This is a genomic window from Amycolatopsis ultiminotia (assembly GCF_039536925.1).
GTDB classification, from domain to species: domain Bacteria; phylum Actinomycetota; class Actinomycetes; order Mycobacteriales; family Pseudonocardiaceae; genus Amycolatopsis; species Amycolatopsis ultiminotia.
In genome coordinates this window covers 114,864-141,821 of sequence record NZ_BAAAZN010000005.1, presented here as the reverse complement: position 1 = coordinate 141,821, position 26,958 = coordinate 114,864, and the positions used below count along the sequence as shown (strand labels likewise).

The window sequence follows — 26,958 nt, the reverse complement described above, 5'->3', positions numbered from 1 at the left end:
TTGCTGGTGCGTCCGGGGTTGTTGGTGCGCCCAGGGGTGTTGGTGCGCGCGCCCGGGGTTGCTGACGCGCTCGGGACTGCTGGTGCGGTTAGGTTTGTTGGTGTGGCTGGGGTTGCTGGTCCGGTTGGGGTTGGTGACGCGTCCAGGGTGCTGGCGCGCCCAGGTTGCTGACGTGTCCGGGTTGCTGACGTGTCCAGGGTGTTGACGCGTCCGGGTTGGTGGTGCGGGTCAGTGGTCCCTTCGGGTGATCAGGTGCGCCAGTGCGGTGAGCTCCGCGGTCGGCCGCGGGGTCGGGCCTGCTGCGGTGAGTGCGGCCAGCGCGTCGTTCAGCAGGCCGTCGGCCTGGGCGTGGCTCCACCTTCGGCCGCCTGCACTGTCCACAAGCGACGCGGCGTGCGCCAGTTCGTGGTCCGGTAACGGTTCCCGGTACAGGGCGGCCAGTTCGTCGCCTGCCGTGGTGGCGGAGGTGAGCGCCGCGACGATCGGCAGTGATTTCTTGCGGCTGCGCAGATCCGAGTACACCGGCTTCCCGGTCACCGCCGGATCGCCCCAGATCCCCAGCAGGTCGTCGACGTGCTGGAAGGCCAGTCCGAGGGAACGGCCGAAGCGGCCGAACCGTTCCACGTGCGTACCGCGGCCGCCGACGACCAGCACGCCGAGCGTGCACGCCGCACTCAGCAGTGCGGCCGTCTTGCCCTGCGCCATCCGCACGCATTCCTCGGTGCTCACCTCATCCCGCCGCTCGAACGCGAGGTCCTCGTGCTGCCCGTGCAGCAGCTCGAGTACCGCGGTGCTGAGCAGCCGGGTTGCCGCCGGACCGTCCGCGGACAGCACGTCGAAGGCGAGGGTGAGCAGCGCGTCTCCGGCGAGGACGGCCGATCCGGTGCCGAAGACCGTCCACGCAGTCGGCCGGTGCCGCCGGGTCTCGTCGCCGTCCATCACGTCGTCGTGCAGCAGCGAGAAGTTGTGCACCAGCTCCACCGCCACGGCCGCGGCGATCGCGTCCGCCGGATCCCCGCCTGCCGCCTCCGCGCACAGCAGCACCAGCGCCGGGCGCAGGGCCTTGCCCCCGGAACCGGACACCGGTTCGCCGGTCGCGTCCCACCAGCCGAAGTGGTAGCCGGCGATCCGCCGCATCGAGGCGGGCAGCCGGTCGACCGCCGCCCGCATCGCGGGTTCCCACCGGCCCCTGCTCCAGTCCAGCACCTCCGCGACCGCACGGGCCCCGGCGTGCGCGTCCACCGTCGTCATCGCTCCTCCCCTCCGGAGACCGGGATCAACGCCCGATCTCCACGTCGTCGAGCACGCCGAGCGCGTCCGGCACCAGTACTGCGGCGCTGTGGTACGCACTGACCAAATAGGACGTCACACCCCGGTCGTGCAAGCCCATGTACCGCACGGTGAGGCCGGGCCGGTACTCGTCCGGCAGGTCCTTCGGCCGCAGCCCGATCACGCCGTGGTCGTCTTCTCCGGTGCGCAGCACGAGAATCGACGTGGTGCCCTGCGGGGAGATCGGGATCTTGTCGGACGGCAGCAGCGGCACCCCGCGCCAGGTGGCCACCCGCCGTCCGTCGAGCACGGCGGTCGCCGGGTACAGCCCGCGGGCCGAGCACTGCCTGCCGAAGGCCGCGATCGCCTTGGGGTGGGCGAGGAAGAACCTCGGCTTGCGGCGACGGCAGAGCAGCTCGTCCAGGTCGTCCGGGGTCGGCGGGCCGGTGCGGGTGGTGATCCGCCGGCCGTGCTCGACGCTGGGCAGCAGGCCGAATTCGGTGCTGGTCAACAGTTCCTGCTCCTGCCGCTCGAGCAGCGCCTCGGTGGTGAGCCGCAGCTGCTGTTCCAGCTGGTTCATCGGCTGGTTGTACAGGTCGGTCACCCGGTTGTGGGTGCGCAGGATGGTCTGCGCCACCGCGAGGTCGTACTCCCGCGGCGCCGGATCGTAGTCGGCGAAGGTGCCGGGGAGCGCGATCTCACCGTCGTGCCCTGCGGACAGGTCGATGCTCGCCTCACCGGCCTTGTTGTGCGAACGGGACGGCTCGGCCGGCGTCGCCCGGACGTGCGCACGCAGGCTCTCGATGCGGCCGTTGAGCACCGAGAACGCCGCAGCCGACAGCACGAGCACCGTGCACCGGGTGGCTGCCCGTGCGGTGAACTTCCAGGTTTCCCCGCTGCTGCCGAGCAGTTCGCCGCCGAAGTGGGCGCCGCCGGCGAGCGTGCCGAGGTGTGCCTCGCCGCCGTACTGCCCGGCAGCGGTCCGGTGCACCTTGCCGGAGGCGATCAGCACGACGGTGTCCAGCGGTGTGCCTGCCTCGACGATGGTGTCCCCGGCCGCGTACTCGCGTTGCTCGAACGCCCCGGCCAGCGCGGAAAGCGCTTCGGCGTCGGCGAATCCACGCAGCAGCGGCAGTTCGGTGAGTTCGGCCGGGACGACCTGCACTCGCGCCCCGGTGCTGAAGAAGGTGAGCCTGCCGTCGCCGACGGTGTAGGTGAGCCGCCGGTTCACCCGGTACGACCCGGCTGGCACCGCCACCCACGGCAGCTGCGAGAGCAGCCACCGCGGGGTGATCGCGCGCATCTGCGGCAGCGATTTCGTGGTGGTGGCGAGGGCGCGGGCGGCCTTGGTGGACAGCGACAGTGCCGGTTCGCCGGTGCCGGTCATCCGGGTCCTCGCTTCCCGGAGCCTGGGGGTCGTGGCACGATCCGCGCGGCGGTGGTGCCGAGCCCGGTCGGTCCGGCCGCCGAAGGCGGCAGCGGCGGGACCGGCTCGGCGAGCGGCCGCTTCGGCGGTTCGGTCTCGGGCGGACGCGGGGGAGTGGCCGGTGCGGACATGTCAGTCCCCACGGCCGATCTCCGCGTTTTCCAGCACTGCCAGCGCATCCGGCACCAATACCGCGGCCGAGTAGTAGGCGCTCACCAGGTAGGAGAGGATGGCCTGCTCGCTGATGCCCATGAACCGCACGTTCAGCCCCGGCTGGTACTCGTCCGGCAGCCCGGTCTGGTGCAGGCCGACCACGCCCTGGTCCTGTTCCCCGGTGCGCAGCAGCAGCACCGAGCTGGTGCGGGTGCCGGTGACCGGGATCTTGTTGCACGGCAGGATCGGCACCCCGCGCCACGCCGGTACCTGGTGCCCGCCGAGGTCGACCGCGTCCGGGTACACGCCGCGACGGTTGCACTCGCGGCCGAACGCGGCGATCGTCTTCGGATGCGCCAGGAAGAACCCGGGGTTCTTCCACACCAGCGACAGCAGTTCGTCGAAGTCGTCCGGCCCCGGTGCACCGGTGCGGGTGGACACCCGCATGCCGAAGTCGGCGTTGTGCAGCAGGCCGAAGTCGGAGTTGTTGATCAGCTCGTGCTCCTGGCGTTCGCGCAACGCCTCGACGGTGAGCCGCAACTGCTGCTCGATCTGGTTCATCGGCTGGTTGTAGAGGTCCGCGACGCGGCTGTGCACCCGCAGCACGGTCTGCGCCACGCTCAGCTCGTACTCGCGCGGTGCGGTGTCGTAGTCCACGAACGTGCCCGGCAGCTGCGGTTCGCCGTCGTGGCCCGAGGCGACGTCGATCACCGCCTCGCCGTGGTCGTTGGCGGCGAGTGCCGAACTGGCGGAGATCTCGTCCAGGTGCGCACGCAGTGTCTCGGACCGGTCGAGCACACCCTGGAACTCCGTGCGCGGCAAGGAGAGCACGGTGCACGCGGTGATCGCCTTCGCGGTGTACTCCCAGATCCCGTCCGCGCTGGCGAGCACGTTCTCGCCGAAGTAGTCGCCGTCGGCGAGGGTGCCGAGCACGGTCTGGTCGCCGTACGCACCGGTGCCGACCTTGCTCACCTTGCCGTGCGCGATCAGGAAGACCCGGTCGGCCTGGTGGCCGAACTCGACCAGTGCGTCGCCCGGCTCGTACTCGTGCTGGACGAACCGGCCCGCCAGCTCGGTCAGCACCTCCTCGTCGTCGTATCCGCGCAGCGGCGCCAGTTCGCCGAGCTCCGGCGGGATCACCCGGATCTGCGATCCGGTGGCGGTGAACGTGACCCGGCCGTCGCCGACCGAATAGCTCAGCCGCCGGTTCACCCGGTAGGCGCCGCCGGAGACCTCGACCCACGGCAGCAGCTTCAGCAGCCAGCGCGAGGTGATGCCCTGCATCTGCGGGACGGATTTCGTCGTGGTCGCGATGGTTCGGGCCGCGGCTCGGCCGAGGCTCAGTTGCGGTTGTTCCGGATTCGCGGAGTCGACGGGGTCCGTGACGGTCACAGCGAAAACCACCTAACGTCGAATTGTCCGGCGGGCGGACGGGATTTTCGGCGGAAATTGCATCATTCGGTTCGCGGAATGCGATTCGATAGTGGCGCCGCGAATCAACATAGCAAGTGCGTCCGGCACGACAATCCCACGATCGGGTACCCGCGTCCCGTTCACCTGTTTGCCGTGTCGTTATTCCGGACATTCCCCGCGCTGTTGTCGGGTGGCCAGTTCCGGTAGCGCCCGCGCGGGTCACCGTGGGTCGAACAGCGCTCACCCGGCCCGGGTGCCGGATGCGAGTCCCGGTGGAGTTTTTCCGGTCGGGGAAAGGCGCAAAGCAGGTGTCCGGCGGGTGGGGCTGCTCCGTTCCGGCGAATCGCGGAGGCGGTACACGGCCACCCGGCTGAATCGCCGTGCGCCCGGTTGTCCGGTCCGGAATCGCATGGCTAGCGTCACCGGCATCCCGCAGGCGATCAGCCGAACGCGCGGCGAACGATTTCTCCCCGGGTGGGAAAGGAAGCGGATGAACGTCTACCTGACCGGTGTGTGCTGGGTGATCGGTGCGGCCGGGTCGGCCGCGGTGATCGGTTATCTGGTGCGGCGCTTCGGCTGGGACGAGGGGAGACGGGACAACAACGACGCGGCCGGGCAGGTGTTCACCATTGTCGGCGGCCTGCACGCGGTGCTGGTCGCGTTCGTGCTGATCTCGCTGTTCGACGGGGTCGGCACCGCGCGGGACGACTCGTACTCCGAGGCGGACAGCCTGGTGGCCGCCACCTGGGCCGCACAGGCGCTGCCCGGCGACACCGGCGAACAGGTGCGCACGCTCGCCATCGCTTATGCCGACACGGTCGCCCGGCAGGAGTGGCCACGGCTGGCCGACCGCGGGCCGCAACCGGAGACCGGCTGGACCCAGCTCGACCGGATGCGCCGCGCGGTCGCCGCGGCGACCGCGTCGGACGACTGGGAGACCGACCGCAAGAACGAGGCGACCGACGAACTGTGGCAGGTCTACCAGGACCGCCAGTCCCGGCTGACCGGGGCGCAGGCACCGGGCGTCGGTTCGGTGATGTGGTTCGCGCTGATCCTCGGGAGCGTGATCTTCGTGTTGCTGCCCAACCTGTTCGGCGGTACCCGGATGGCTGCGCACCTGGTGCTCGTGTCCACTCTCGCGGCGACGATCGCGTTGCTGCTGTACGCGATTTTCCAGCTGCAGAACCCGTTCGCCGGCGGGGCGAGCGTGCACCCGGACGCGTACACCTCCGTCCTCGCGCGGCTCGGCTGACCCGTGCGCCTCGTCGTGGTGGCCGCGGTCGCGGGACTGCTGGTGATGTCCGGCCTGCCGGGTCCGCCCGGACGCCGGTCCGCCGCCGCACCGGCGTCCTGTTCGGTGCTGCAGGTGGAGAGCGTAGGCAGGCAGGCGTCCGCACTTGTGCGGCTGTCCTTGCCTTCGGGCGCCAGGCGTCCGCTGGGGACCAGCCGGTTCGCGCTGAACGCCATTGCCTACTCGGCCGGGCAGAACGTGACCTACGGCGTGGCCGACGGCTCGTTCCCGGACGGCTCGCACGCGGTCCGGATCGACGCGAACGGACGGGTGCGGGACCTCGGCGCAGTGGGCCGCCGCGGCCATCACGGCGGGTGGAGCTGGGTCACCGGAGCCACCGGCGGGGCGATCTCCGGGAGCTCGTGGTACCTGCTGCGGGCGAACAGTCTGTACACAGTGGACATCGATCCGCACAGTCCGGACTACCTCACCGCGTCCGGGCCACGGCTGTTGCACCCGTGGCTGCCGGCGTCCGGAGTGGACGACTTCGCCTACGACCCGTCCGACGGATTGCTTTACGGGGTATCGGTTTCCCCGGCCGGACGAGGATCGGTGGTCACGCTGGATCCGGCGACCGGCCAGGTGCACGCGGTCAGGGGACGGCGGTTTCCGATGGCCTCGGCGTACGGGTCGGTGGTGTTCGGGCCGGATCACGCGCTGTATGCGACGGCGAACCGGATCGGGTACCGCAGTGTCACCTACCGGCTGCCCGCCGGTGGCCAGCCGGCCGAAGTCAGCACCGGACCGGCTCTCACCGCTTCGGACGGCGCAGGCTGCCTCACCACATCCAGGCCTACGCCACCACCCACGCCCTCACCGACACCCACGCCACCACGGCCATCCTCGCCCTCGCCGTCACCAGTGCCTCCGCTGCCCTCGTCGACGCACCCTTCGCCGCCGTCGTCCGCATCGTCACCGGCGCCGTTGCCGTCGAGTAAGCCGGCTGCGAGTGAACCGTCGCCCAGCTCGTCGTCGCCGAAGCTCCGGAGAGCCGCGGAGAAGCGAGCCGCCGACAAGGATGAGCGGGTGGAGAAGCAACGGCGCTGGGGCCTGGCCGTGGTGCTCACGGTGGTCGGTGCCGGAGCGGTGGCCGCGCGGCTACGGCGTGCTCGTTAATGCGGACGTCGTCTCGATGACGGCCGGTGTCCAACTCGGGCATCAAGACTCCCACCGGTGCCGGACGGCGCCGGAGGAGGAGAACACGGATGAAGCGCGTGAAAATCGGGGTGGCCGCCGGGATACTGGTGCTGCCCCTGGCGGCCGGAGGAACAGCGGCGGCACAGGGCGACGGGCATTCCGCGGTGCCCGCCCGCGACGGGCACTACCGAGTCCATGCGGGACAGAGCGTGCACGGGGATCTGGCCCGCAACGGCGGTGGCGCCGTGGTGCGGCACACCGCCACAGCGCACGGCACCGTCACCGTCGGCGCCGACGGTTCGTTCCACTACACCCCCGCGGACGGTTTCACCGGACGTGACTCCTTCACCTACACCACGTCCGACGCGGTCCGGCTTTACCGTACGGACCTGCCGCCGCTGGCGACGGTGGGTGGCGTGCCGATCACCGGTGGCGCCTACGGGTCCGCTCTCACCGCGGTGCCCGGTTCGCGCACCGAGTTCTACGGCCTCACCGACCGCGACCCGAACGTCGACGCACCGGACGGGGCGAAGGTCGAGCCGATCCCGTCGTTCACCCCGGCCGTCGGCAAGTTCCGGCTCGTCGGCGGCAAAGCCGTGCTGGAGAAGCGCATTCCGCTGCGCGCCGCGGACGGTTCGCCGTACAACGGCCAGGTCAGCACCGTTGCCGACACCGGGGAGAAGATTGTCGGCCTCGACGGCAAACCGCTCCCGGCATCGCCGAACGGCTACGACCCGGAAGGCCTCGTGGCGCTGCGCGACGGCACCTTCTGGGCCTCCGACGAGTACGGCCCGTTCATCACGCACTTCCGCACCGACGGCCGGGCGATCGAGCGGCTCTCGCCGTTCGACGGTTCGCTGCCCGCGGAGCTGAAGTACCGCGTGCCGAACAAGGGCATGGAGGGCCTCACCGTGACGCCGGACGGCCGGACGCTGGTCGGCATCATGCAGTCGGCGTTGCAACAGCCCGATCTGACGAAGAAGCCCGGCAACGTGGCGACCGTGCGGATCGTGACGGTGGACCTGAAAACCCGCGCCACGCACGAATACCTGTACCTGCTGGACAACCCGGACGACACCGGCACGGCGGTCAGCGAGATCACCGCACTGTCCGCGACCAGGTTCGTCGTAGACGAGCGGGACGGCGAGTTCGAACCGGGCGCGTACAAGAAGCTGTACGAGATCGACCTGAGCAAGGCGTCTGACGTGAAGGGGCAATCGGTCGACGGTGGGAAGAGCATCGAGGCGTACGTCGGCAAAGACACCACCGAAGAGGCGACGGCGGATCTGGCAAAGGTGGGCGTGAAGGCGGCTTCGAAGAAGCTGTACCTCGACATCGGCGCCCTGGTGACGAAGCTGGACCCGAGCGGTGGTTTCTTCGGCCACGACAAGGTGGAAGGCGTTGCCACCACGGACGGCGGCCGCACTCTGCTGATCAGCAACGACAACGACTTCGGCATCGACGGCGTCGCCAACTCGGCACCCCCGTACACGCTGCACGCCAAGTCGTTGCCGAACGGGCAGCAGGACGACGGTGAATACCTGAACGTCGACACCACGAAGCTGCCTGCGCGGACCAGCACGGCCACCGTGACGTTCGACGTGCGGTGAGACGGGGTCAGTACTTGTACTGATCCACGTTGTCCTGAGTGATCAGCAGCGGGTTGCCGAGCAGGATCGTGTGGGTGGCCGCGTCGTACTTCACCGCCGGGAGCTCCGGGCTCACGTTGTTCCTCGGTTTGAGCGCGCTCCCGTCGGCGAGCTGCTTCGCGGTCCACGCGGTGAGGTAGCCGAGCGACTCGACGTTCCACAGCACGGTCATGGAGCAGGAACCGTCGAGGAGGTACGGCTTCATCGTCTGGGGTGTGCCCGCGCCGACCGTGTACACCTGGCCGATCTTCTGCTGGTCACGCACCGCCTGCGCGACGGCGGGCGCGGAGGTGGTGCACTCGCCGATCAGCCCGGTGAGCTGCGGATGCCGGTCGAGGACCTGCTTCGCCAGCTTCGTGGCGGTGGTGATGTCCTCGCCCGCGTACACGGTCTCGACGAGTTTCGCCTTCGGGTAACGCTGGGCGGCGTAGGCCGTCTCCGCGTCGATCCATGCGTTGAGGTTCGCCGCGGTCTGGCCACAGGACACGATGGCGAACTCGCCGGTGCCGCCGGTCTTGGCCATCAGCGCGTCGACCACGGCCGAGCCGATCCCCTCGGGGGTGGCCTGGTTCACGAACACCTCACGCTGTGACGTGGCGGCGTCGGTGTCGGTGGTGAGCACGTGGATGCCCTGTGCGCGGGCGTCCGCGATCACCGGGGCGAGCGAGGCCGGATCGTTGGGCGCGACGGCAATCGTGTCGACCTGCTCGCCGATCAGCTGACGCAGGATCGCCGCCTGTGCCGCCGGGTCCACCGACGCCGGCGCGCGGGTGCTCCAGTGCGCGCCGAGTTCGCGAGCGGCCTGCAGTCCACCGGCGTTCATCGCGTCGAAGTAGGCGATCCCGCCGACCTTCGGCACGAACACGATCCGGGCCGGTTCCGGGCCCGGTCCGGGCCGTCGATCGGCCGAACAGCCGCCGAGGGCCAGCACTGCGCACAGCAGCAGTGCCATGCGCGCTTTCGTTCGCCCTCGCATCCTCACCGTTCCCCGGGTCCCTGATCTGGCTGCCGAAACCTAAGGCCACCGATCACGGCGGTCAACCGGATGTGTGCAAAGGGTTACGGAAGTGAGTTCAACCGCCGAACGGCGGCCGCGTGGCTGTCCGTTCGGGGTATCTGTGCGGGCATTCGGCCGGCCGGTCCGGCTAGAGTGCGGTTTGATGCCTGCCCCGCCCGTCCCCGCCCCGGCGCTGCCCGGATCGGCGCGGTCCTCCCGCGCCGCCCCGCTTGGCTCGGTGTCGTCTTCGCGGGCGCTGTCCGGGCCGTTCCGCTGGTTGCTGCTCGGCCTGCTGGTGGTGGGCGTACTGGCAATGCACCACGTTCCGACACCGCACGAGATGCCCGCCCCGCCCGGAATTTCCGAACATGCAGGGATGCCGGACGAGGCGGCACGGCCGTCCGGCCACCTCCCGATGCCCACGCCACCGACCACGACAGCGACGGCGGAAGTGCTGGACAACGCTGGAGCGGCCGGAGCGCTGGTGTCCGGCTTTGCTGGTGGTGTGCATTCGATGGGGCACCTCTGCTTGGCTGTGCTGCTGGGGGTTGCGGGGCTGGTGCTGGCGCTCGTCGCGCGTGGCTGGTCGTGGCGGGGCCGGGCGTTCGCGTCCGGCAGGGGTGCCGGGGGCGTTCCGGCCGCGCGGGCGCCGCCATGGCCGGCGGGACGTGGGGTGCTCGGCGTGTGCTGCGTGCTGCGGATCTGATCGGACGGCGGTGTCCCGCTCGTCCGATTCCATTCGCAGTACCCAGTGAAGGAACAAGAAATGAACCGCAAGATCCTCGTGGGCTTCGTGCTGCCCGCGGTCGCTGCCCTGCTCGTCTCGTCGTGCTCCGGTGAGCAGGAGGCGGAGCACAACGCCGCCGACGTCACGTTCGCCGAGGGCATGATCCCGCACCACCGGCAGGCCGTGGAAATGTCCTCGGACGTCCCGGCGCACACCGCGAATCCGCAGGTCCGCAGCCTGGCCGAGCAGATCGGACGGGCCCAGCAGCCGGAGATCGACCAGCTCACCCGGTGGTTGACGGACTGGGCTGCCGCACCGTCCGGGAACCCCGTCACGGGCAACGACGACCCCGGTCACCGCGGCATGGACCACGGCGACCCGGGCGGCAACGGTATGTCCGGCATGGTCGATACCGCTGGTCTGGACCGGCTTCGTGATGGTGCGTTCGACCGCCGGTGGCTCGAGTTGATGGTCCGGCACCACACCGGTGCGGTCGGGATGGCCCGTACCGAGCTGGCGCAGGGCCGGGACGCCGGGGCGAAGGCGATGGCCCGGCGGATCGTCGACACCCAGCAGGCGGAAATCGCCACCATGCGGGGCATGCTCGGCTGACAAAAATACCCTGTGGGGGTATCGTGAAGGGATGAGCGAACGCCAGCACGGCGCGTCCTGGGCCACCGCCGTCCAGGCGACCCTGCACTGCCTCACCGGCTGTGCCATCGGCGAAGTGCTGGGCATGGTCCTCGGTACCGCGTTCGGGTGGCACAACGCGGCCACCGTGGTGCTCTCGATCGTGCTGGCGTTCGTCTTCGGTTACGGGCTCACCGCGCGCGGGGTGCTCAAATCCGGTCTCGGCGCCGCGGCCGCGTTCAAGATCGCGCTCGCCGCGGACACGGTGTCGATCGCGGTGATGGAGATCGTCGACAACACCGTGGTCGTGGCCATTCCGGGCGCGATGGACGCGGGGCTCACGAGCGGGCTGTTCTGGCTCTCACTGGTGGTCTCGCTCGCAATCGCCTTCGTGGTCACGGTGCCGGTGAACAAGTGGATGATCGGCCGCGGCCGAGGGCACGCCGTCGTACATGCCCACCACCACTGATCCGGGAAGCCGGACCGGACACGCCGCTGACCCCGGCGGCTCAGGAACACGGGCGGCTCAGGAACACGGCGGCGCGGCGGAGTCCGTGCGCAGGTAAGCCTGCGCGAGATACTGTCCCGGCCCGAGCCGGGCCCAGGTCGTGCTGGTGCCGAACGCACCGGACACCGGCTCGCCCTGCACGGTGCACTCGACGGGGACTTTCGCGTAGTTCGCCGCGTAGCCGACCGCGGCGGCGGACGTCGTGGCGTCCGCGCGCAGGTTCAGCGGGGCGCCCGCCGTGGTCACCACGCCGCTTGCCGTCGCCGCGCCGGTCCACAGGAAGGTGACGTCCACGTAGCTGCTGCCGGTCAGGCCGAGGCCGTCCCAGAACGTGCCGTCGGCCAGGTCGATCCCGGCCGGATTGCGCACAGTCCGCCCGCGGGAGTCCTTGCCGCCGTTGAAACCGTCCAGATAGGCCGCCTGTGCTTCCGGCACGCCCGGTGGCAGCGACCGGAACTGTGCCCGCTCGGCGGACGGGTTCCAGTAGTCGTCGTGTTCGTTCCACGGCCCGACCTCCCACACCGGCGCGTACTCACAGCGGGCGGCGTCGGTGCGGCACACCCGGGCGGTGTAACTGCCGGTTGCCAGGGGAGACACCGACTTCGTCGACGGAAAGGACACGAAGTGGTCGCGTTCGGTGATCCGGTGCCCGTTCGAGGTGGTACCGCCGACGAGGCCTTCCCTGGTGGCGTAGATCCGGTAGCTGGACGGCGCCCCGCCGGCCGGGGCGTCCGCCCGTGCGACCCGGTCCGCGGACAAGGTCACCGCGTGCACGGCGGCCGGACCGGACAGCGAGATTCGTGCCTGCACCAGGGTTACCGCGTGTGGGAACGTGGTGCCCGCCGGTAGCCATTCCGTCCAGGCCTCGCCGGTCGCGCCCCGCACGTCCACCTGAACCTCGGCACCGGCGGGCAGTTCCGCGTCGACGCGTGCGCTCACCCGGTCCGCGGCGGGGGAGAGCCGGTGCTCGGCGGTCACGAGCACACCCGGTCTGTCCCCGGCCGCGCCGTCCGGTCTCAGCGTGCCCCCGACGGTGGCGACGCCGAAATCGGCACTGTCCACGGTGGACAGGTCGACCTGCCAGTCGTGCGTGGCCGGCGCCGGCAGCACCGAGGCCGCCCCCAGCAGCACCGTCAGTACTCCGTATCGGATCACGTTCCGCTCCTTTCCCGGACCTGGGACGAATCCTGGTCCGGGAACGGGCCGAAACGGGGTATCCGGGTCCGCGCGTCAGGCGGACACGATGCGGTGCGGTTTGCCGATCTCCGGCAACCGGCCCGACGGTTGTGGCGGTGCGGACGACTGCGCTGCCGGCGGGGCGAACGGTTGTGGCCGGGCGGACAGCTCGTGGCGGATCGCCAGCGCGCGCTCGGCGTAGTGGCGCGAACGTTCCGGTTGGCCGAGCGCGGAGTGCAACTCGCCGAGCAGCTGCGACACGGTCGCCTCGGAACGGCGGTCGCCATTGCGCCGGTGCACGCTCAGCGAGTTGACCAGCAGCAGCCGGGCGTGTGCGAAATCGCCGCTGTACAGGCAGAGCTCACCGAGATTCTGATTGGCGTAGCCGACGCAGTGGTCGTCACCGAGATCGGTGAACACGGCGATCGCACTGGTCACGTGCTCGCGTGCCTGCGCGAGATTGCCCTGGCGCTGGTGCAGCAGCCCGAGCCGTTGCAGCGCATGCGCTTCGCGGTGCCGGTCGCCGATCTCGCAGGACAGCTCCAGCGCGTCGGTGAACCAGCGGCGGGCGGTGGCGAAGCACGCGCGGGCCATCCAGATCGCGCCGATCGAGATCCGGATGACCGCTTCCCCGTGCCGGTCCCCGGCCTCCTCGAACAACCGGAGCGCCTCGTGGCAGGGCGCCAGCGCGCCTTCGTGGTCGCCCTGCATCCGCAGGACGGTGGCGAGCCCCGCGTGCGCGACGCCGAGCCCTTGCCGGTCGCCGATGCGCTGGTACTGCTCGCGTGCGGCCTCGAACGCGAGCAGTGCGTCCGCGTCGTTGTCCTGGTAGAGCAGCACCTGCCCGAGGTTGCGCTGGATGATCGCCTCGCCACGGGTGGCGCCGCAACGCCGGGCGGCGGCCAGCGCGACCGCGTGGGTGGCGTGCCAGTCGTCCTGGTGTCCGCGCAGGTCGAAGAACGGGGTGAGAGCCGCGCTCAGCCGCCAGGCCGGTTCGTCGAAGCCCTGTCCGGCGGCCAGCCGGACCAGTGCCACGCAGGCTGTGTGTTCCGCGGCGAACCAGGCGGCCGGATCGGCAGGCCGCCGGTGCACGGGCAGTGCAGGCGGTTTGCCGCAGCGGTACTGGCCGAAGAAGCGGATCGGCATCCGGTCCGCGGCTTCGACCGCGAGCGCGAGGTACCCCTGCAGGACCCGCCCGATGGCTTCCCTCGTGCGGCCGGGGGCGTCGCGTTCGGCCAGCTCCGCCGCATACACCCGCAGCAGGTCGTGCAGCCGGTACCGTGGCTGGCCCGCGACGTCGGTCGCGACGAGCTCCACCAGGTGCGCGTCGACGAGCACGTCGAGCACGTCGTCGGCGGACGGCCTGCCCAGTACCGCGGCAACCACCCAGGCCGGGAAATGCACCGGGCCCAGCGTGCCCAGCCTGCGAAACGCGGTGGCCGCGGACATCGGCAGCAGGTCGTAGCTCAGTGCCACGCTCGCGCGGACCGCGAGATCACCCACGCGCAGCTCGTCGAGCCGCCGGTGCTCGTCGTGCAGCCGCTCGGCGAGGATCCGCAGCGACCAGCTCGGCCGGTGGGTCAGCTTCGCGCCGGCCACCCGGATCGCCAGCGGGAGGTGCCCGCACTGGCGAAGGATCGCGGCCGCGTCGGCCGGTTCGGCGGCCACCCGCTCCCTGCCGACGATGCCCTCCAGCAGCCGCGCGGCCTCCGGTTCGGGCAGCAGGTCGACGTCCACCGGCAGCGCGCCGTCGAGATCGGGCAACCGGACCCGGCTGGTCACCAGCACCGCGCAGGCACCCGCGCCGGGCAGCAGCGGGCGCACCTGCGCGGCGCCGGCGGCGTCGTCGAGCACCACGCACATCCGGCGCCCGGCCAGCGCCGAACGCAGCAACGCCGAACGCTCCGGCAGCGCACGCGGCATTCCGGAGTCCGGGATGTCGAGCGCGCGCAGCAGTTCGGCCAGTACGCCCATCGGCGTCCGCGGTGCCGGCGAAGTCCCGGCCAGGTCGACGTGCAGCTGGCCGTCGGGGAACGCGTCGCGGACCGCGTGCGCCACCCGGACCGCGATCGCGGACTTGCCGACACCGGGTGCGCCGGACAGCACCACCACTGCGGGGCGAGCATCCGCACCGTGCTCGCGCAGCCGCGTGACCAGCTGCCCGACCAGGTCCTGCCGGCCGGTGAAGTCCGGAAGGTCGAGCGGCAGCTGGCACACCGGCGAGCCGGTGGCGGGGCGGGGGAAAGCGGGTGGCGGGACCAGGGTGGCGCGCAGTTCCTGCAGCCCGGCGCCGGGCTGCGCGTCCAGTTCGTCGGCGAGCGTGCGCTCCGCGCTCCGGTAGGCCTCGAGTGCTTCGGCGACCCGGCCGTCGTCCCGCAGCGCGGTGATCAGCTGGTGCCACAGCTGCTCGCGCAACGGGTGTTCGGCGACGAGCCCACGCAGCTCGGCGATCGCTTCGCTGCGTCGGCCGAGGGCGAGCCGGGCACGCAAGCGCTTGCGCTGGACTGACAGGCGCAGCTCCGTCAGCCGTGCGACGGCCGGCTCCCAGCCCGGATCGTGCGGCAGGCCTTCCAGCACCGCACCGCGCCAGAGCCCGTTGGCCCGGTCGAGCAGCCCGAGCGCGGCCTCCGGTTCACCGCGTTCGAGCGTCTCGTGCGCCTGTGCGGCGAGCCGGGCGAAGACGAGGTGGTCGAGCTCTTCTTCCGGCACCGCCAGCAGGTAACCCGACGAGCGGCTGCCGATCCGGTCGCCGAGCTCGGGTGCGGTTTCGGCGAGCCGTCTTCGCAGCGAATGCACGTAGGTCCGGATGTTCGCCGCCGCGGACCGCGGCGCGGAGTCCGGCCAGAGCACTTCCACCAGCGCTTCGGTGGACACCACGAGATTCGGCTGCAGGGCCAGTGCGGCCAGCAGCAGCCTCGGCTTCGGACCGCCCAACGGCACGGTCCGTCCTCCGGCGACAACCTCCAGCGGCCCCAGGATCCGGAAGGTCAGCGAAGTCAATTTACCCGCCTTGGCGGCAAGGTCCCCATGTCCGGGCATGCTAGGAGCGTCCGTCCCGGTTAGCTAGCGCCAATCGGTGCCGGATACCCCTTAAGCAGCGGTTTGTACGGGTTGTGGACGCCGTTCGCACCTGCGGTGGCCATGCCCCGTTCGGGGATCCGGGCCAGGATGCCTCGTCGATTTCCCTGCCTGCGCGGATTTCCCACCGTCTGGAAAGGACTTCCGCAAGGGTGGTGAACCTGCCCGGCACCCGACCTTCGTAGGTACGGCAGCTGCGGAGCTGATCCGGACTTTTCGCCGTCAACCGGGCAATCAACCCGCAGACGGTGCGGACGAATCGGACGTTGCGTGCGGAATGTCCCGGCCTGCGGCGGAATGATCAGATAACGGTTCCGCACCGGCAGGTGGGACGGCTCCCGTGCGGCGGGGTGCCGACTTAGTCTCGGGCGGACGTGCGAGCCGCCCCGGGCCGCGATTCACGAGGGAGTTGCCTGTGCGAAGAAGTGTCACCGTGTTCCTGTCGCTCGCGGTGGCGGGCGGCCTTGCCGCGACGCCCGCTGTGGCCTCGGCTGACAGCCGGGCGGACATCCCGCAGTCGCACCCGTCGTGGGCCAGTCCCACGGCGAAGGTCGCGGACGCCGCCTCCTCGTCCACTGTGGACTTCCGGGTCTACCTGAACCTGCGCGACCAGTCCGGTGCGGAGGCCGCGGCGCAGGCGGTGTCCGATCCGCAGAGCCGGACCTACCGCCAATACCTGACCCCGGACCAGGTCCGCGACCGCTTCGCCCCGTCCGACCAGACGGTGTCCGCGGTGCGGAACTGGCTCACCTCCAGTGGTTTCCGCATCGGCCAGGTGCCGGCCAACCGGGCTTACGTGGAGGCGAAGGGCTCCACGGACCAGGTGCAGCGCGCGTTCGCCGTGACGCTCGGCAAGTACGCGGTGAAGGGGCAGACCCTGCGTGCCGCGGACAAGAACCTGTCCGTGCCCGCATCGCTCGCCGGTGCGGTGCTCGGCGTGGTCGGTGTGGACCAGGCCACCAACCTGTTCAAGCCCAACCACACCGACGGTGCCGACACACCCGCGGCGAAGCAGGACAAGGCGGCCGGGCCGGCCACCGCACCGCCGTCGACCGGATTCCGCAACTCCGGCCCCTGCAGCGCCTACTACGGCGAGAAGGTCGACTCCACCGACCCGGCCTACCAGGGCAAGCAGCTGCCCTACGCGCCGTGCGGGTACACGCCCGCGCAGCTGCGTTCGGCCTACGGCCTGGACCAGGCGGCGAAGCTCGGCGCAGACGGCAAGGGCACCACGATCGCCATCGTGGACGCGTTCGCGTCGCCGACGATCTACGCCGACGCCTCCGAGTACGCCAAGCGCAACGATCCGGCGCACCCGCTGACGAAGGCGCAGTTCTCGCAGCACATCTTCCCGGCGAATCCCGATCAGGAGCCGCCGGACCAGTGCGACGCCTCCGGCTGGTACGGCGAGGAGACCCTGGACGTCGAGGCCGCACACGGGCTCGCACCCGGTGCGGACATCCTCTACGTCGGCGGCGCGGACTGCCAGGACCTGTCACTGGACACCGCGCTGAACTACGTGGTCGCCGGGCACAAGGCGGACATCATCTCGAACTCCTACGGCGACACCGGCGAGGACATCCCGGCGGACGAGGTCAAGGCGTTCAACCAGATCTCGGTGCAGGCCGCGCTCGAGGGCATCGGCGTGTACTTCTCCTCCGGGGACAACGGCGACGAGGTCGCGCGGCTGGGCGAGCCCTCCGCCGACTTCTCCGCCTCCGCGCCGTGGGTGACCGCGGTCGGCGGCACCTCGCTCGCGGTCGGCAAGGACGGCAAGCGGCAGTTCGAAACCGGCTGGGAGACCGGCAAGTCCACGCTCACCGACGGTGCCTACGATCCGGCGTTCCCCGGCACGTTCAACGGCGGCGCGGGCGGCGGTACGAGCAGACTGTTCGAACAACCCTTCTACCAGAAGGGAATCGTGCCGGACGCACTGTCCACGAAGAACCAGACCGGTGGTGCGAAGGGCCGGGTGGTCCCGGACATCTCCGCGGTGGCCGACCCGAACACCGGTTTCCTGGTCGGCCAGACGCAGACCTTCCCGGACGGCGCGTACTACGACCAGTACCGGATCGGCGGCACCAGCCTCGCGTCGCCGGTGTTCGCGGGGGTGATGGCGGTGGCCGACAACCTCGACCACGTTCACCACGGGTTCATCAACCCGGCGCTGTACCAGCTGACGTCGCACACGTCGGCGATCAAGGACGTGCAGCACGTGGACGGTGCGGTGCAGCGGGTGGACTTCGCCAACGGGGTGGACGCCTCGGAGGGGCTGCTCACCTCGGCGCGGGTGCTGGACTACCCGAACCTGACCATCCACACGACGAAGGGCTACGACGACGTGACCGGCCTCGGCGCGCCGGACGGTCTCGCCTTCCTGCTGCTCGTCTGATCGGCTGAGTTCCGGCCCCTTCTCCGGGTTACCGGGGGAGGGGCCGGTTGCTGCCGGTGGGTGGGTGACGCATCCCGCGTACGGCGGGGGAACGCAGCGGAGCCAGTGCGGCGAGGGCCAGTACGACCCCGCCGGCAAGTACCACGACCCGGTCGCCGAACGCGCTGCCGAGCGGGCCGGCGAGCAGCTCGCCGATCGGAATACCGGCGTAGGAACCGAAATCGTCGAACGCGGCCATCCGGGACAACAGGTGGTTCGGGATGTTCTCCTGCATCGTGGTGTCCCAGGCAATGCCGGACACGCCGAGCCCGGCGCCTGCCGCCGGCGCCGCGGCGAGCAGCAGCGGATAGCTTCCGTGCAGGCCGAGTACGAGTAACGGCACTGCGGTCACCGCCGCGCAGATCTGCCCGAGCCTCAGCAGCCGGTGCACGGCGAGGCGGTACATGACCAGCCCGGCGACCAGCACCCCGATCGCCCGCACGCTCAGCACCACGCCCCATCCGGCTGCGCCGACCGTCTGCTGGGCGATGCCAGGGCCGAGGACCAGCCATCCGCCGGAGTGGACGATGTTGACCACGGTGAACGCCGTGACCACCCGCCACATCCACGGGATGTGCCGGAATTCGCGCCATCCGGTGCGTACGCCGTGCAGCACGCCTTCCCGGTGAGCCGATTCGGTGGGCGGAAGCGTGATCGTCCGGTACAGCAGCGCAGCCACCAGGAACGAGATCCCGTCGGCGGCGATCGCCCAGCCGCCGCCGGTCGTGGCCACCAGGACGCCGGCCAGTGCCGGGCCGCCGACCTTCGTGCCGTTGCGTGCGGTGGCGAGCAGGGAGTTCGCCTTGCGGAGGTGTTCCGCGGCAACCAGCTGGACCACGATGCCGCGCAGCGCGGGAGTGGTGAAGGCGGTGCAGACGCCGCCGAGGAACTCCGTGGCCGCGATCGCCGGTAGCGAATAGTGCCCGGTGAGCAGGATCGCGGCCGCGATCAGCTGGGCCGCGCCGGCGCCGAGGTTGGACAGCCGCAGCACCCGGTTGCGCGGGAACCGGTCGGCGACCGAACCGCCGACCAGCACCAGTGCCAGCATCGGCACCATCCCGGCGGTGAGCACGATCCCGAGGTCGGTGGCGCTCCGGCTGCTGCCGAGCACCGCGAACGACAACGCGACAGGGGTCATCGAACTGCCCAAAAGGGACACCAGGCGTCCGGTGCAGAACACCGCGAACCGCCGGTGCCGCAACGGCGCGGGCAGCCGCAGGCGTTCCCCCATGCGGCGAGCCTGGCACGGGCCGGGCGTGCGGTGCAGCCGATTTCGCCCCCGGCGATCGGCGGGGGATCCGGGTCGGGAAGGACACACCGGCTTGGCCGGGTGCCCGGAACCGGGACACACTCACCTCCGCAACCGGGAGAAGGGCACAAGCATGAGCGGGATCGACGCCGACGTCTTCGGTGGCCGGATGCCTTCCGGGGCAGGGGACCTCGCGATCGAGTCACACGGGATCGCACCGGTTCCCGAGGCGAACCGGTTCGGCAGGCCGTGGCGGCTGGCCGGGGTGTGGTTCGCCCCGAACCTCACCATGACCGCGGTGTTCACCGGGACCCTCGGCGCCACGCTCGGGCTCGGCTTCACCACCGGGTTCGTGGTCGCGCTGGTGGGGACGGTGCTCGGCTCGCTGCCGGTCGCCTGGCTCTCCACCTGGGGACCGCGCACCGGCACCGGCCAGCTTCCGCTCGCGCGGCTGCCGTTCGGCCGCGGGGTGGTACTGCCGGGACTGGTGCAGTGGCTGGGGTCGATCGCCTGGGACGCGCTGGTCGGGTTGTTCGGCGGCGAGGCGCTGGCCGAGCTGACCGGGCTGCCGTTCTGGGCCGCGATGCTGGTGGTGCTGGCACTGCAATGCCTGCTCGGGGTGTTCGGCTACGCGGTGATCCACCGGGTGCAGGCGGTGATGAGCGTGCTGCTGCTGGTGGCTTTCGTCGGTATGGCGGTGCGGGTGGTGCTCGACCACCCGATCACGTTCGCGGACGCGGCGAGCGGTGGTGACCTCGCGGGCGCGATCGTGCTGTTCTCCACGATCACGCTGAGCCTGGCCATTTCCTGGGCACCCTACGCGGCGGATTTCAGCCGTTACCTGCCCTCGTCCACGCGGCCGTCGGGGGTTTTCTGGTTCACCCTGCTCGGCCTCGTCGCGTCGTACGCGCTCGGCGAGGGCATCGGGCTCGCACTCGGCACCGCACTGGGCGACCAGACCGCGGCCGGAGTGTCCACACTGGTCGGTGGTGGTCTGCTGGGCAACCTGGCGCTGCTGGTGATCGCGCTGGTCACCGTGTCGTCCAACGCGATGAACGACTACAGCGGCTCACTCGCGCTGCAGACGGTCGGGGTGCGGGTGCGGCGTCCGGTGTCCGCGGTGGTGGTGACGGTGCTGGCGTTCGCGCTGATCCTGTGGATGCACAGCGGCGACCTGTCGGCCAAGTTCGAGAACGTGCTGCTGTTCGTGAGCTACTGGATCCCGCCGTTCCTGGGGGTCGTGGTGCCGGACTGGCTGCGCCGTACCCGGGGCGGCCGCCGCCTCGACGTGCGGGCCGAGCTGAACCGGCCGGTGCGCGGTTGGGCCGCGCTGGTCGCGTTCGTGGTGGGTTTCGCCGCTGCGGTGCCGTTCGTGAACACCACCGTCTACACCGGACCGGTGGCCGCCGCCCTGCACGGTGCGGATCTGGCTTATTACGCGGGATTCGTGGTTTCGCTTTTGGTGTACACGCTGCTGCGGGGCCACCGTCCGGTCGAGCCTCGGTAATTCGGGAATAAGATAATGGCCGCGGATCCGAACCGGGATTCGTGGCCATTATCTTTTCCGGCCAGCCAGGTCCTGCGCGGAACCCGGCAGAATCCGGGCTCAGCCGTAATAGCTCCAGAGTTCGATCCGGTCGGTCTTCGTGCGGCAGTTGTACGGACGACCGGTGGAGTTGTTCAGGCTCCGGGCATCGACCGTGCACTTGAGGGCACCGGTTTGCGATTTGGCGTACGGCTGGATGTAGACCCAGGTTCCCTGCACGGTGACCTGGTCCGAAGCGGCCGAGGCCGAGGCGGGCGACGGGGCTGCGGAGGCGGCCATGGGCGCGGCGGCCGCAAGGCCGAGCGCTGCCATTGCGGCGCCTGCGCCGAACGCGATCTTGCGAAGCACGTGAATTCCTTTGTTCGTCACGAAATCCGATACGAGTGTTACGAAACGAACATTAACAACCGGCCGTCCGGAGTTGGTCGGTGCATACGCGTTCGGTCATCGACTTTGCCCGAACCGACAGGGTTGTGTCCGGCCGGTCACTGTCGATCACCACGGCGCACGGACCGTCCTGTCGAATTCTTTCTCGCCCGGTTGCCCGGTACCTGTCTGCCTTTCCTGCGTCGTATTGCCGGACAAGCGCGGCCTGCGGCGCAGGCATAAGGTCTTGCCTATGACGCAAAGCGATGCCGAGCTGGACAGTCTGGTGCGCAAACGCATCCGGGCCTTGCGGGTCGCGCAGGGCCGGTCGCTGGAGGAACTGGCCGAGCGGGCGCGGCTCAGCCCGTCCTCGCTCAGCCGGATCGAGAACGGGCAGCGCCGGCTCGCGCTGGACCAGCTCGTCACCCTCGCCAGGGCATTGGACACCTCGCTGGACCAGCTCGTCGAGATGGACACCGACGACGTGCTGTCCCATCCGACGATCGACAGCGCGCACTCCGCGATGCGGTGGCCGATCAAAGCCGACCCCGGGATGACCGTCGTGCGCCGGCGGATGACGGAGCCGCCGCCGGCGAGCGCCGCGCGGATGCGTGCCCACCCCGGCCGTGAATGGCTCGTCGTGCTCTCCGGCACTGCCGTGCTGCTGCTGGGCAACCGCCGGTTGCGCGTGGAGACCAACCAGGCCGCGGAATTCCCCACCATGCTGCCGCATGCGATCGGCACCGCGGGTGGACCGTGCGAGATCCTGGGCATCTTCGACCGCGATGCCCGTCGCGGTCACCAAACCGAACGGGCGGCTTCGAAGGCGCAGTGACTTCCTCGTGCACTGCCTCTCGTGCACTGGCCTTTCGTGCACTGCCCCTCGTGCGGGCTGACCTTTCGGGCGGGTCCGGCAGCCGCCATTCGTGCGTGTCCGGCAGCCGTCAGGTCGATCGGCTTGCCTTCTGCGCAAGAAGCTGTGCGGCTGGGGCATGAGGTTCCTACCGTGGCGGTATGCCGCACACAGCCCACGGACATCAGCACGACAGCCAGGCCGAGATCCTCGACCTCGATGCGGAAGTGCTCGCGGAACACACCTCGTCCATCACCGCATGGCTGCCCGTCACGGCAGCGCCTGTCCAGATCGTGGACTTGGGCAGTGGTACCGGCGCCGGTACCTTCGCGCTGCTCGCCCGTTTCCCCGAGGCGCAGGTGACCGCTGTCGACTCCTCGGCCGACCACCTGCACCGGCTGCGGGAAAAGGCGCGCGAGGACGGGCGGGCCGACCGTGTGCGCACCGTGCAGGCCGACCTCGACGGGCAGTGGCCGGATCTCGGCGAGCCCGACCTGGTGTGGGCGTCGGCGTCCCTGCACCACATGGCCGACCCCGGCGGTACGCTGCGCCAGGTCCACGACCTGCTCACCCCGGGTGGGCTGTTCGCCGTGGTCGAGCTCGCCGGGTTCCCGCGGTTCCTCCCCGACGCTGCTCCGGAATACCGGCCCGGCCTGGAACAACGCTGCCACGAAGCGAGCGAGCGTCACCACGCCACGCACGTGCCGCACCGCGGTGCCGACTGGGGTCCGATGTTGACCGCCGCCGGCTTCGCCCTCGAAGGCGAACGCACGATCGCCGTCAACATCGAAAACGCCCGCTCCGCGGCGGTCGGCCGCTACGCGCTCAGCAGCTTGCGTCGCATGCGCGGCTCGGTCACTGGCGAGCTTTCGGCCGAAGATCTGGCTGCGCTCGACGAACTGCTCGACACCGATGGTCCGCGCAGCATCCTGCGTCGTGCCGACCTCGCTGTCCGCACTGAGCGCGCCGTGTGGGCCGCCCGCCGCCCCAACAGGTAAGCCGCCGATCTGTCAAGCGATCCCACACAATTTCCCGGGATGCGGATGCCGATGCACGCAACCGGGTGACCGTGCGAACCTCGCGGGGACCGGCCGTTTCCGAAAGGGCACCCCTGTGCGCACGTTCCCGAGATCCCGTCTGCTCGCCTCCGCGCTCGCTGCGCTCACCGTGGTGGGGGCGGTTTCCGCCTGTTCGCGCGCGGACCGCACGGAGGACACGACCAACCAGGGTGCCGCCTCGGAGGTACGCGTCGGCTTCTTCCCGAATGTGACGCACACGCCCGCCCTGCTCGGAGTGAAGAAGAACTTCTTCGCCCAGAACCTGGGCGGTGCGAAGCTCACCACGCAGACGTTCAACGCCGGCCCGGCCGAGGTGAACGCGCTGCTGGGGAACTCGCTCGACGTGGCCTTCCTCGGATCGGGGCCGGCAATCAACGGATTCACCCAGTCCAAGGGCGCCATCCAGCTGGTGTCCGGTGCGGTCTCCGGCGGCGCGCAGCTCGTGGTGAAGCCGGACATCGCGTCGGTGGACCAGCTCAAGGGCAAGAACATCGCGACGCCGCAGCTGGCCAACACCCAGGACGTCGCGCTCAAGAAGTTCCTCGCCGAGAAGCACCTGACCGGCCAGGTGCAGGTGACCAACACGGACAACCCGAAGACGCTCGACGCGTTCCGCAAGGGCGAGGTCGACGGCGGCTGGCTGCCGGAGCCGTGGTCCTCGCGGCTGGTCGTCGACGCGGGCGCGAAGCCGCTCGTGGACGAGAAGACCCTGTGGCCCGGCGGCCGGTTCCCGACCACCGTGGTGGTGGTGCGCAGTCAGTTCCTGAAGGAACACCCGGACACCGTGCGTGCGCTGCTGAAGGGTGAGCTGCAGGCGATCGACTGGGCCGAGAAGAACCCGGCCGAGGCGAAGTCCGTGGTCAACAACGCGTTGAAGGAGCTCTCCGGCAGCACGCTCAGCCCCGCGGTGCTCGACCGCGCGTTCCAGAACATCGAGCTGACCACGGATCCGATCGCTGCGCAGTTCCCGCAGCTGGCCAAGGACTCGGTGACCGCGGGCGTGGTGGATTCGGCGCCGGACCTGAAGGGGTTCGCCGATTTCGGCCCGCTCAACGAGGTGCTCAAGGAACAGAACCTGCCCGCCGTCTCGGCTCCCGAACTGGCCAAGTGACGTCCCGACCGGAAGGCGATCCCCCGATGACCACCACCCTGCCCGGCCCGGCGGCCACCACCTCCGCTGCCGTGCACCTCGACGGTGTGCAGAAGGTGTTCGGCTCGGGCGGCGGCGCGGTGCAGGCTCTCGACGGCGTCGACCTGACCGTGGCGCCGGGCGAGTTCGTGTGCCTGCTCGGCGCGTCCGGTTGCGGCAAGACCACGCTGCTGAACCTCGTGGCCGGGCTGGACGAGCCGTCCGCGGGGCAGATCACGCTCACCACTTCGCGGCCCGCGGTGATGTTCCAGGAGGCCGCGCTGATGCCGTGGCTGACCGCGACGCGCAACGTCGAACTGCCGTTGCGGCTGGCCGGGTTCGGCCGCAGCGAGCGGCAGGAGAAGGCGGCCGACCTGCTGGAGCTGGTGCGCTTGGCCGGTGCCGGCCGGAAACGGCCGCACGAGCTGTCCGGTGGGATGCGGCAGCGCGTCGCGCTGGCCCGTGCGCTGGCCGCGACGCACCGGGTCGGCGGGGACGACGAGCAGGCGTTGCTGCTCATGGACGAACCGTTCGCGGCCTTGGACGCGATCACCCGTGACGTGCTGCAGAGCGAGCTGCTGCGGGTGTGGCGCAGCACCGGGACTTCCGTGCTCTTCGTGACCCACGACGTGCGCGAGGCGGTGCGGCTGGGCCAGCGGGTGGTGCTGCTGTCCTCACGCCCCGGCCGGGTGGTGCACGAATGGCAGGACGTTCCGTCCGCGGACCCGGAAGAGCTCGCCGAGGAGATCACGGCGGATCTGCGTGAGGTGATCAGCACCCATGCCGCAGCCTGACCAGGCGGCCCCTGACCTCGACGAAGCGGTCGGCGCCGGGCTGGACCGGCTCGACGCGCCGGTCGGACCACGACCGGCGTCGCTGCGGCGCCGGTTCGTGCGCGGCTTCCTGCCGCCGGTGGGTGCGCTCGTGCTGCTCGTGGTGGTGTGGCAGATCCTGTGGGCCGCCGCGTTCTGGCCGGAGACGAGCCTGCCTGCGCCACTGGACGTGTGGAACGAATTCGCCGGCACGGTCGCGGACGGTTCGGTGTTCGGCTTCATCTGGACCTCGGTGCACCGTGCCGCACTGGGGTTCGCGGCCGGGGTGGTGCTGGGCACGCCGCTGGGCGTGCTGGTCGCGAAGGTACGCGTGGTGCGGGCGGCGATCGGGCCGCTGCTGTCCGGGCTGCAGAGCCTGCCGTCGGTGGCCTGGGTGCCCGCGGCGGTGATCTGGTTCGGTATCAACGACGGGGCGATCTACTTCGTGGTGCTGCTCGGCTCGGTCCCGTCGATCGCCAACGGCCTGGTGTCCGGGATCGACCAGATCCCGCCGATCCTGCCGCGGGTGGGCAAGGTGATGGGCGCGGGCAGGCTGGCCGCGGCCCGGCACATCCTGCTGCCCGCCGCGTTGCCGGGTTTCCTCGCCGGGTTGAAGCAGGGCTGGGCGTTTTCCTGGCGTTCGCTGATGGCTGCCGAGCTGATCGCCCGCTCGCCGAGCCTCGGCGTCGGCCTTGGCACCTATCTGAACGACGGCTCGTCGTACAACTCGATGCCGAAGGTGATCGCGGCGATCTTCCTCATCCTGTTCGTCGGGGTCGCGATCGAACTGGCGGTGTTTCGGCCATTGGAGCGTTCGGTCCTGCGTGCACGGGGGCTGACCGGCGCGCTGTGACCGCGGACCTCGGCGAGCGGGTTCCGAGCGCACCCGACAGAATGCCTGATCATGGTCGCCGGGCTGTTCGCGTTGTTCACCGTTCTCGTGTTCGTGGTGCGGCTGGTCCGGGAACCGCGGCGGTTCGGGAATGCCGTGTGGTTCGCGATCGCGTTGCTGTTCACCGGCATGTGGCTGCTCAGCTTGCTGAACGGCTCCGGCTGGGTGCAGACCGTCGTGGTCGTCTTGATCACGGTGCTGGCGGGCATGTCCGCGCTGGTGCTGCCCTGGGCGCTGATCGTCAACGGTGTGGTGATGCTGCGCCGTGAGGGGCGCCGGCTCGCGAACCTGCTGTCCTTGCTGGCCGGGCTGGCCATGCTCGGGATCTACGTGCTGACGGTGAGCTCGCTGGTGTTCTCGCACCGGATCTTGCTGCTGATGCTCGCCAGCTCGGCCCTGCTCGTGGCCGGTTACCTGGGTTTCGTGTTCACCGGTCTGCTGTTGTACTCGGTGCTCTACAGCCGGCTGAACCGCCGGGCCCGCGCCGACGCGGTGATCGTGCTCGGTTCGGGGCTGCTGGGCGATCGGGTGCCGCCGCTGCTCGCGAGCCGACTGGACCGCGCGGTCGAGGTGCGGCAACGCTCACCGCAGGCGCTGCTGGTGGTTTCCGGCGGACAGGGACCGGACGAGTCGACGTCGGAAGCCGCCGCGATGGCCCGGTACCTGACCGAGGCCGGGGTGCCGGAATCCCAGGTGGTGCTCGAAGACCGGGCCACCACCACCGACGAGAACCTGCGCTTCAGCGCGGACCTGCTGGCGGCGAGGGGACTCGAGGGCCGGATGCTCGCGGTGACGAACAACTACCACGTCTTCCGCACGGCCGTACTGGCCCGCCGACTGGGCTTGCGACTGGACGTGATCGGAGCGAAGACCGCCTCGTACTTCGTGCCGAGCGCCTTCCTGCGGGAATTCGTGGCATTGCTGGCCCAATACCGCAAGACCAACGGAGCCGCACTGATCGTGCTGGCAGGCGGCCCGATCCTGCTGACGATCCTGGCAAACCTCTGACCACAACCAACCGGCGGTGCGCTGCGCTGCGCTCGAACGGGTCGGGTGGCGTTCTGCCGGTACGAGACAGCGGCGCGCGACCTCGCCCGCTCGACCCGCGGCGACCCGGCCGAGTCCGCTTGGCCCGTGGTGGTCCGGCCGAGTCCGCTTCGCCCGTGGT

At 70.4% G+C, this 26,958-nt stretch carries 22 protein-coding genes; 14 read left to right on the top strand and 8 right to left on the bottom strand.

Annotated elements, in window-relative coordinates:
• Positions 1–228 precede the first annotated feature (228 nt).
• The 3 genes from ABD793_RS13655 to ABD793_RS13645 form a co-directional block, all read right to left on the bottom strand.
• On the bottom strand, positions 229–1,251 hold the full coding sequence (locus ABD793_RS13655; RefSeq protein ID WP_344859535.1) for a family 2 encapsulin nanocompartment cargo protein polyprenyl transferase: 1,023 nt from the start codon (positions 1,249–1,251) through the stop codon (positions 229–231).
• A 25-nt stretch (positions 1,252–1,276) separates the two neighbouring features.
• Entirely contained in the window at positions 1,277–2,656 is a 1,380-nt protein-coding gene (locus ABD793_RS13650; RefSeq protein ID WP_344859533.1) for a family 2B encapsulin nanocompartment shell protein, read from the bottom strand.
• A 171-nt stretch (positions 2,657–2,827) separates the two neighbouring features.
• Positions 2,828–4,240: a family 2B encapsulin nanocompartment shell protein gene (locus ABD793_RS13645; protein WP_344859531.1), complete on the bottom strand. Its 1,413-nt coding sequence runs from the start codon at positions 4,238–4,240 to the stop codon at positions 2,828–2,830.
• A gap of 511 nt (positions 4,241–4,751) precedes the next feature.
• Between ABD793_RS13645 and ABD793_RS13640 the strand changes: the two genes are divergently transcribed.
• The 3 genes from ABD793_RS13640 to ABD793_RS13630 all read left to right on the top strand — a co-directional run bounded on the left by ABD793_RS13640 (position 4,752) and on the right by ABD793_RS13630 (position 8,299).
• The gene (locus ABD793_RS13640; protein WP_344859529.1) at positions 4,752–5,513 is read left to right on the top strand and encodes a bestrophin-like domain; all 762 of its coding nucleotides are present in this window, start codon (positions 4,752–4,754) and stop codon (positions 5,511–5,513) included.
• Positions 5,514–5,516: 3 nt separating this feature from the next.
• The gene (locus tag ABD793_RS13635) at positions 5,517–6,668 is read left to right on the top strand and encodes a DUF6923 family protein (protein WP_344859527.1); all 1,152 of its coding nucleotides are present in this window, start codon (positions 5,517–5,519) and stop codon (positions 6,666–6,668) included.
• A gap of 89 nt (positions 6,669–6,757) precedes the next feature.
• A complete protein-coding gene (locus tag ABD793_RS13630) occupies positions 6,758–8,299 on the top strand; it encodes an esterase-like activity of phytase family protein (protein ID WP_344859525.1) in 1,542 nt (513 codons plus the stop codon).
• 7 nt (positions 8,300–8,306) lie between these two features.
• Here the strand turns inward: ABD793_RS13630 and ABD793_RS13625 are convergent, their stop codons facing one another.
• Positions 8,307–9,290 (bottom strand): autoinducer 2 ABC transporter substrate-binding protein, encoded by a 984-nt coding sequence (locus tag ABD793_RS13625; RefSeq protein WP_425548700.1) that lies wholly within the window; start codon positions 9,288–9,290, stop codon positions 8,307–8,309.
• Between the two features lie 208 nt (positions 9,291–9,498).
• Between ABD793_RS13625 and ABD793_RS13620 the strand changes: the two genes are divergently transcribed.
• The 3 genes from ABD793_RS13620 to ABD793_RS13610 are packed head-to-tail and all read left to right on the top strand — an operon-like array spanning position 9,499 to position 11,161.
• Positions 9,499–10,041, top strand: a complete 543-nt coding sequence (locus tag ABD793_RS13620) for a hypothetical protein (RefSeq protein WP_344859521.1) — start codon at positions 9,499–9,501, stop codon at positions 10,039–10,041.
• A gap of 60 nt (positions 10,042–10,101) precedes the next feature.
• Positions 10,102–10,674, top strand: coding sequence for a DUF305 domain-containing protein (locus ABD793_RS13615; RefSeq protein ID WP_344859519.1), 573 nt, complete (start codon positions 10,102–10,104; stop codon positions 10,672–10,674).
• 31 nt (positions 10,675–10,705) lie between these two features.
• The gene (locus ABD793_RS13610; RefSeq protein WP_344859517.1) at positions 10,706–11,161 is read left to right on the top strand and encodes a DUF4396 domain-containing protein; all 456 of its coding nucleotides are present in this window, start codon (positions 10,706–10,708) and stop codon (positions 11,159–11,161) included.
• Between the two features lie 57 nt (positions 11,162–11,218).
• Here ABD793_RS13610 and ABD793_RS13605 read toward each other — a convergent pair whose 3' ends face one another.
• A complete protein-coding gene (locus tag ABD793_RS13605) occupies positions 11,219–12,355 on the bottom strand; it encodes a hypothetical protein (RefSeq protein ID WP_344859515.1) in 1,137 nt (378 codons plus the stop codon).
• A gap of 75 nt (positions 12,356–12,430) precedes the next feature.
• Positions 12,431–15,415, bottom strand: a complete 2,985-nt coding sequence (locus tag ABD793_RS13600; RefSeq protein ID WP_344859511.1) for an AfsR/SARP family transcriptional regulator — start codon at positions 15,413–15,415, stop codon at positions 12,431–12,433.
• Positions 15,416–15,869: 454 nt separating this feature from the next.
• Between ABD793_RS13600 and ABD793_RS13595 the strand changes: the two genes are divergently transcribed.
• Positions 15,870–17,846, top strand: coding sequence for a S53 family peptidase (locus ABD793_RS13595; RefSeq protein WP_344859508.1), 1,977 nt, complete (start codon positions 15,870–15,872; stop codon positions 17,844–17,846).
• A 28-nt stretch (positions 17,847–17,874) separates the two neighbouring features.
• Here ABD793_RS13595 and ABD793_RS13590 read toward each other — a convergent pair whose 3' ends face one another.
• A complete protein-coding gene (locus ABD793_RS13590) occupies positions 17,875–19,116 on the bottom strand; it encodes an MFS transporter (RefSeq protein WP_344859505.1) in 1,242 nt (413 codons plus the stop codon).
• Positions 19,117–19,267: 151 nt separating this feature from the next.
• On the opposite strand from ABD793_RS13590, the gene ABD793_RS13585 reads away from it, so the two are divergent.
• Positions 19,268–20,641 carry a purine-cytosine permease family protein gene (locus tag ABD793_RS13585; RefSeq protein ID WP_344859502.1) on the top strand — a complete coding sequence of 458 codons (1,374 nt, stop codon included), beginning with the start codon at positions 19,268–19,270 and terminating at the stop codon, positions 20,639–20,641.
• A 99-nt stretch (positions 20,642–20,740) separates the two neighbouring features.
• Here the strand turns inward: ABD793_RS13585 and ABD793_RS13580 are convergent, their stop codons facing one another.
• A complete protein-coding gene (locus ABD793_RS13580; RefSeq protein ID WP_344859500.1) occupies positions 20,741–21,028 on the bottom strand; it encodes a hypothetical protein in 288 nt (95 codons plus the stop codon).
• Between the two features lie 271 nt (positions 21,029–21,299).
• Here ABD793_RS13580 and ABD793_RS13575 point away from each other — a divergent pair, with 271 nt between their 5' ends.
• The 6 genes from ABD793_RS13575 (at position 21,300) to ABD793_RS13550 (ending at position 26,798) form a co-directional block, all read left to right on the top strand.
• The gene (locus tag ABD793_RS13575) at positions 21,300–21,881 is read left to right on the top strand and encodes a helix-turn-helix domain-containing protein (RefSeq protein WP_344859498.1); all 582 of its coding nucleotides are present in this window, start codon (positions 21,300–21,302) and stop codon (positions 21,879–21,881) included.
• 179 nt (positions 21,882–22,060) lie between these two features.
• Positions 22,061–22,897, top strand: coding sequence for a class I SAM-dependent methyltransferase (locus tag ABD793_RS13570; RefSeq protein ID WP_344859496.1), 837 nt, complete (start codon positions 22,061–22,063; stop codon positions 22,895–22,897).
• A 115-nt stretch (positions 22,898–23,012) separates the two neighbouring features.
• Entirely contained in the window at positions 23,013–24,068 is a 1,056-nt protein-coding gene (locus ABD793_RS13565) for an ABC transporter substrate-binding protein (protein ID WP_344859494.1), read from the top strand.
• A gap of 26 nt (positions 24,069–24,094) precedes the next feature.
• Positions 24,095–24,880 carry an ABC transporter ATP-binding protein gene (locus ABD793_RS13560; protein WP_344859491.1) on the top strand — a complete coding sequence of 262 codons (786 nt, stop codon included), beginning with the start codon at positions 24,095–24,097 and terminating at the stop codon, positions 24,878–24,880.
• The gene (locus ABD793_RS13555) at positions 24,867–25,751 is read left to right on the top strand and encodes an ABC transporter permease (RefSeq protein ID WP_344859487.1); all 885 of its coding nucleotides are present in this window, start codon (positions 24,867–24,869) and stop codon (positions 25,749–25,751) included. The genes ABD793_RS13560 and ABD793_RS13555 overlap by 14 nt, the downstream gene beginning before the upstream one ends.
• Before the next feature lie 51 nt (positions 25,752–25,802).
• Positions 25,803–26,798 carry a YdcF family protein gene (locus ABD793_RS13550; RefSeq protein ID WP_344859484.1) on the top strand — a complete coding sequence of 332 codons (996 nt, stop codon included), beginning with the start codon at positions 25,803–25,805 and terminating at the stop codon, positions 26,796–26,798.
• Positions 26,799–26,958 lie beyond the last annotated feature (160 nt).

Excerpts from the sequence above, each read along its gene's own strand:
- ABD793_RS13610 (WP_344859517.1), top strand. The coding sequence starts at position 10,706 with ATGAGCGAACGCCAGCACGGCGCGTCCTGGGCCACCGCCGTCCAGGCG.
- ABD793_RS13630 (WP_344859525.1), top strand. The coding sequence starts at position 6,758 with ATGAAGCGCGTGAAAATCGGGGTGGCCGCCGGGATACTGGTGCTGCCC.
- ABD793_RS13555 (WP_344859487.1), top strand. The coding sequence starts at position 24,867 with ATGCCGCAGCCTGACCAGGCGGCCCCTGACCTCGACGAAGCGGTCGGC.
- ABD793_RS13615 (WP_344859519.1), top strand. The coding sequence starts at position 10,102 with ATGAACCGCAAGATCCTCGTGGGCTTCGTGCTGCCCGCGGTCGCTGCC.
- ABD793_RS13570 (WP_344859496.1), top strand. The coding sequence starts at position 22,061 with ATGCCGCACACAGCCCACGGACATCAGCACGACAGCCAGGCCGAGATC.
- ABD793_RS13550 (WP_344859484.1), top strand. The coding sequence starts at position 25,803 with ATGGTCGCCGGGCTGTTCGCGTTGTTCACCGTTCTCGTGTTCGTGGTG.
- ABD793_RS13640 (WP_344859529.1), top strand. The coding sequence starts at position 4,752 with ATGAACGTCTACCTGACCGGTGTGTGCTGGGTGATCGGTGCGGCCGGG.
- ABD793_RS13655 (WP_344859535.1), bottom strand. The coding sequence starts at position 1,251 with ATGACGACGGTGGACGCGCACGCCGGGGCCCGTGCGGTCGCGGAGGTG.
- ABD793_RS13590 (WP_344859505.1), bottom strand. The coding sequence starts at position 19,116 with ATGGGGGAACGCCTGCGGCTGCCCGCGCCGTTGCGGCACCGGCGGTTC.
- ABD793_RS13575 (WP_344859498.1), top strand. The coding sequence starts at position 21,300 with ATGACGCAAAGCGATGCCGAGCTGGACAGTCTGGTGCGCAAACGCATC.
- ABD793_RS13585 (WP_344859502.1), top strand. The coding sequence starts at position 19,268 with ATGAGCGGGATCGACGCCGACGTCTTCGGTGGCCGGATGCCTTCCGGG.
- ABD793_RS13600 (WP_344859511.1), bottom strand. The coding sequence starts at position 15,415 with ATGCCCGGACATGGGGACCTTGCCGCCAAGGCGGGTAAATTGACTTCG.
- ABD793_RS13650 (WP_344859533.1), bottom strand. The coding sequence starts at position 2,656 with ATGACCGGCACCGGCGAACCGGCACTGTCGCTGTCCACCAAGGCCGCC.
- ABD793_RS13560 (WP_344859491.1), top strand. The coding sequence starts at position 24,095 with ATGACCACCACCCTGCCCGGCCCGGCGGCCACCACCTCCGCTGCCGTG.
- ABD793_RS13620 (WP_344859521.1), top strand. The coding sequence starts at position 9,499 with ATGCCTGCCCCGCCCGTCCCCGCCCCGGCGCTGCCCGGATCGGCGCGG.
- ABD793_RS13625 (WP_425548700.1), bottom strand. The coding sequence starts at position 9,290 with ATGGCACTGCTGCTGTGCGCAGTGCTGGCCCTCGGCGGCTGTTCGGCC.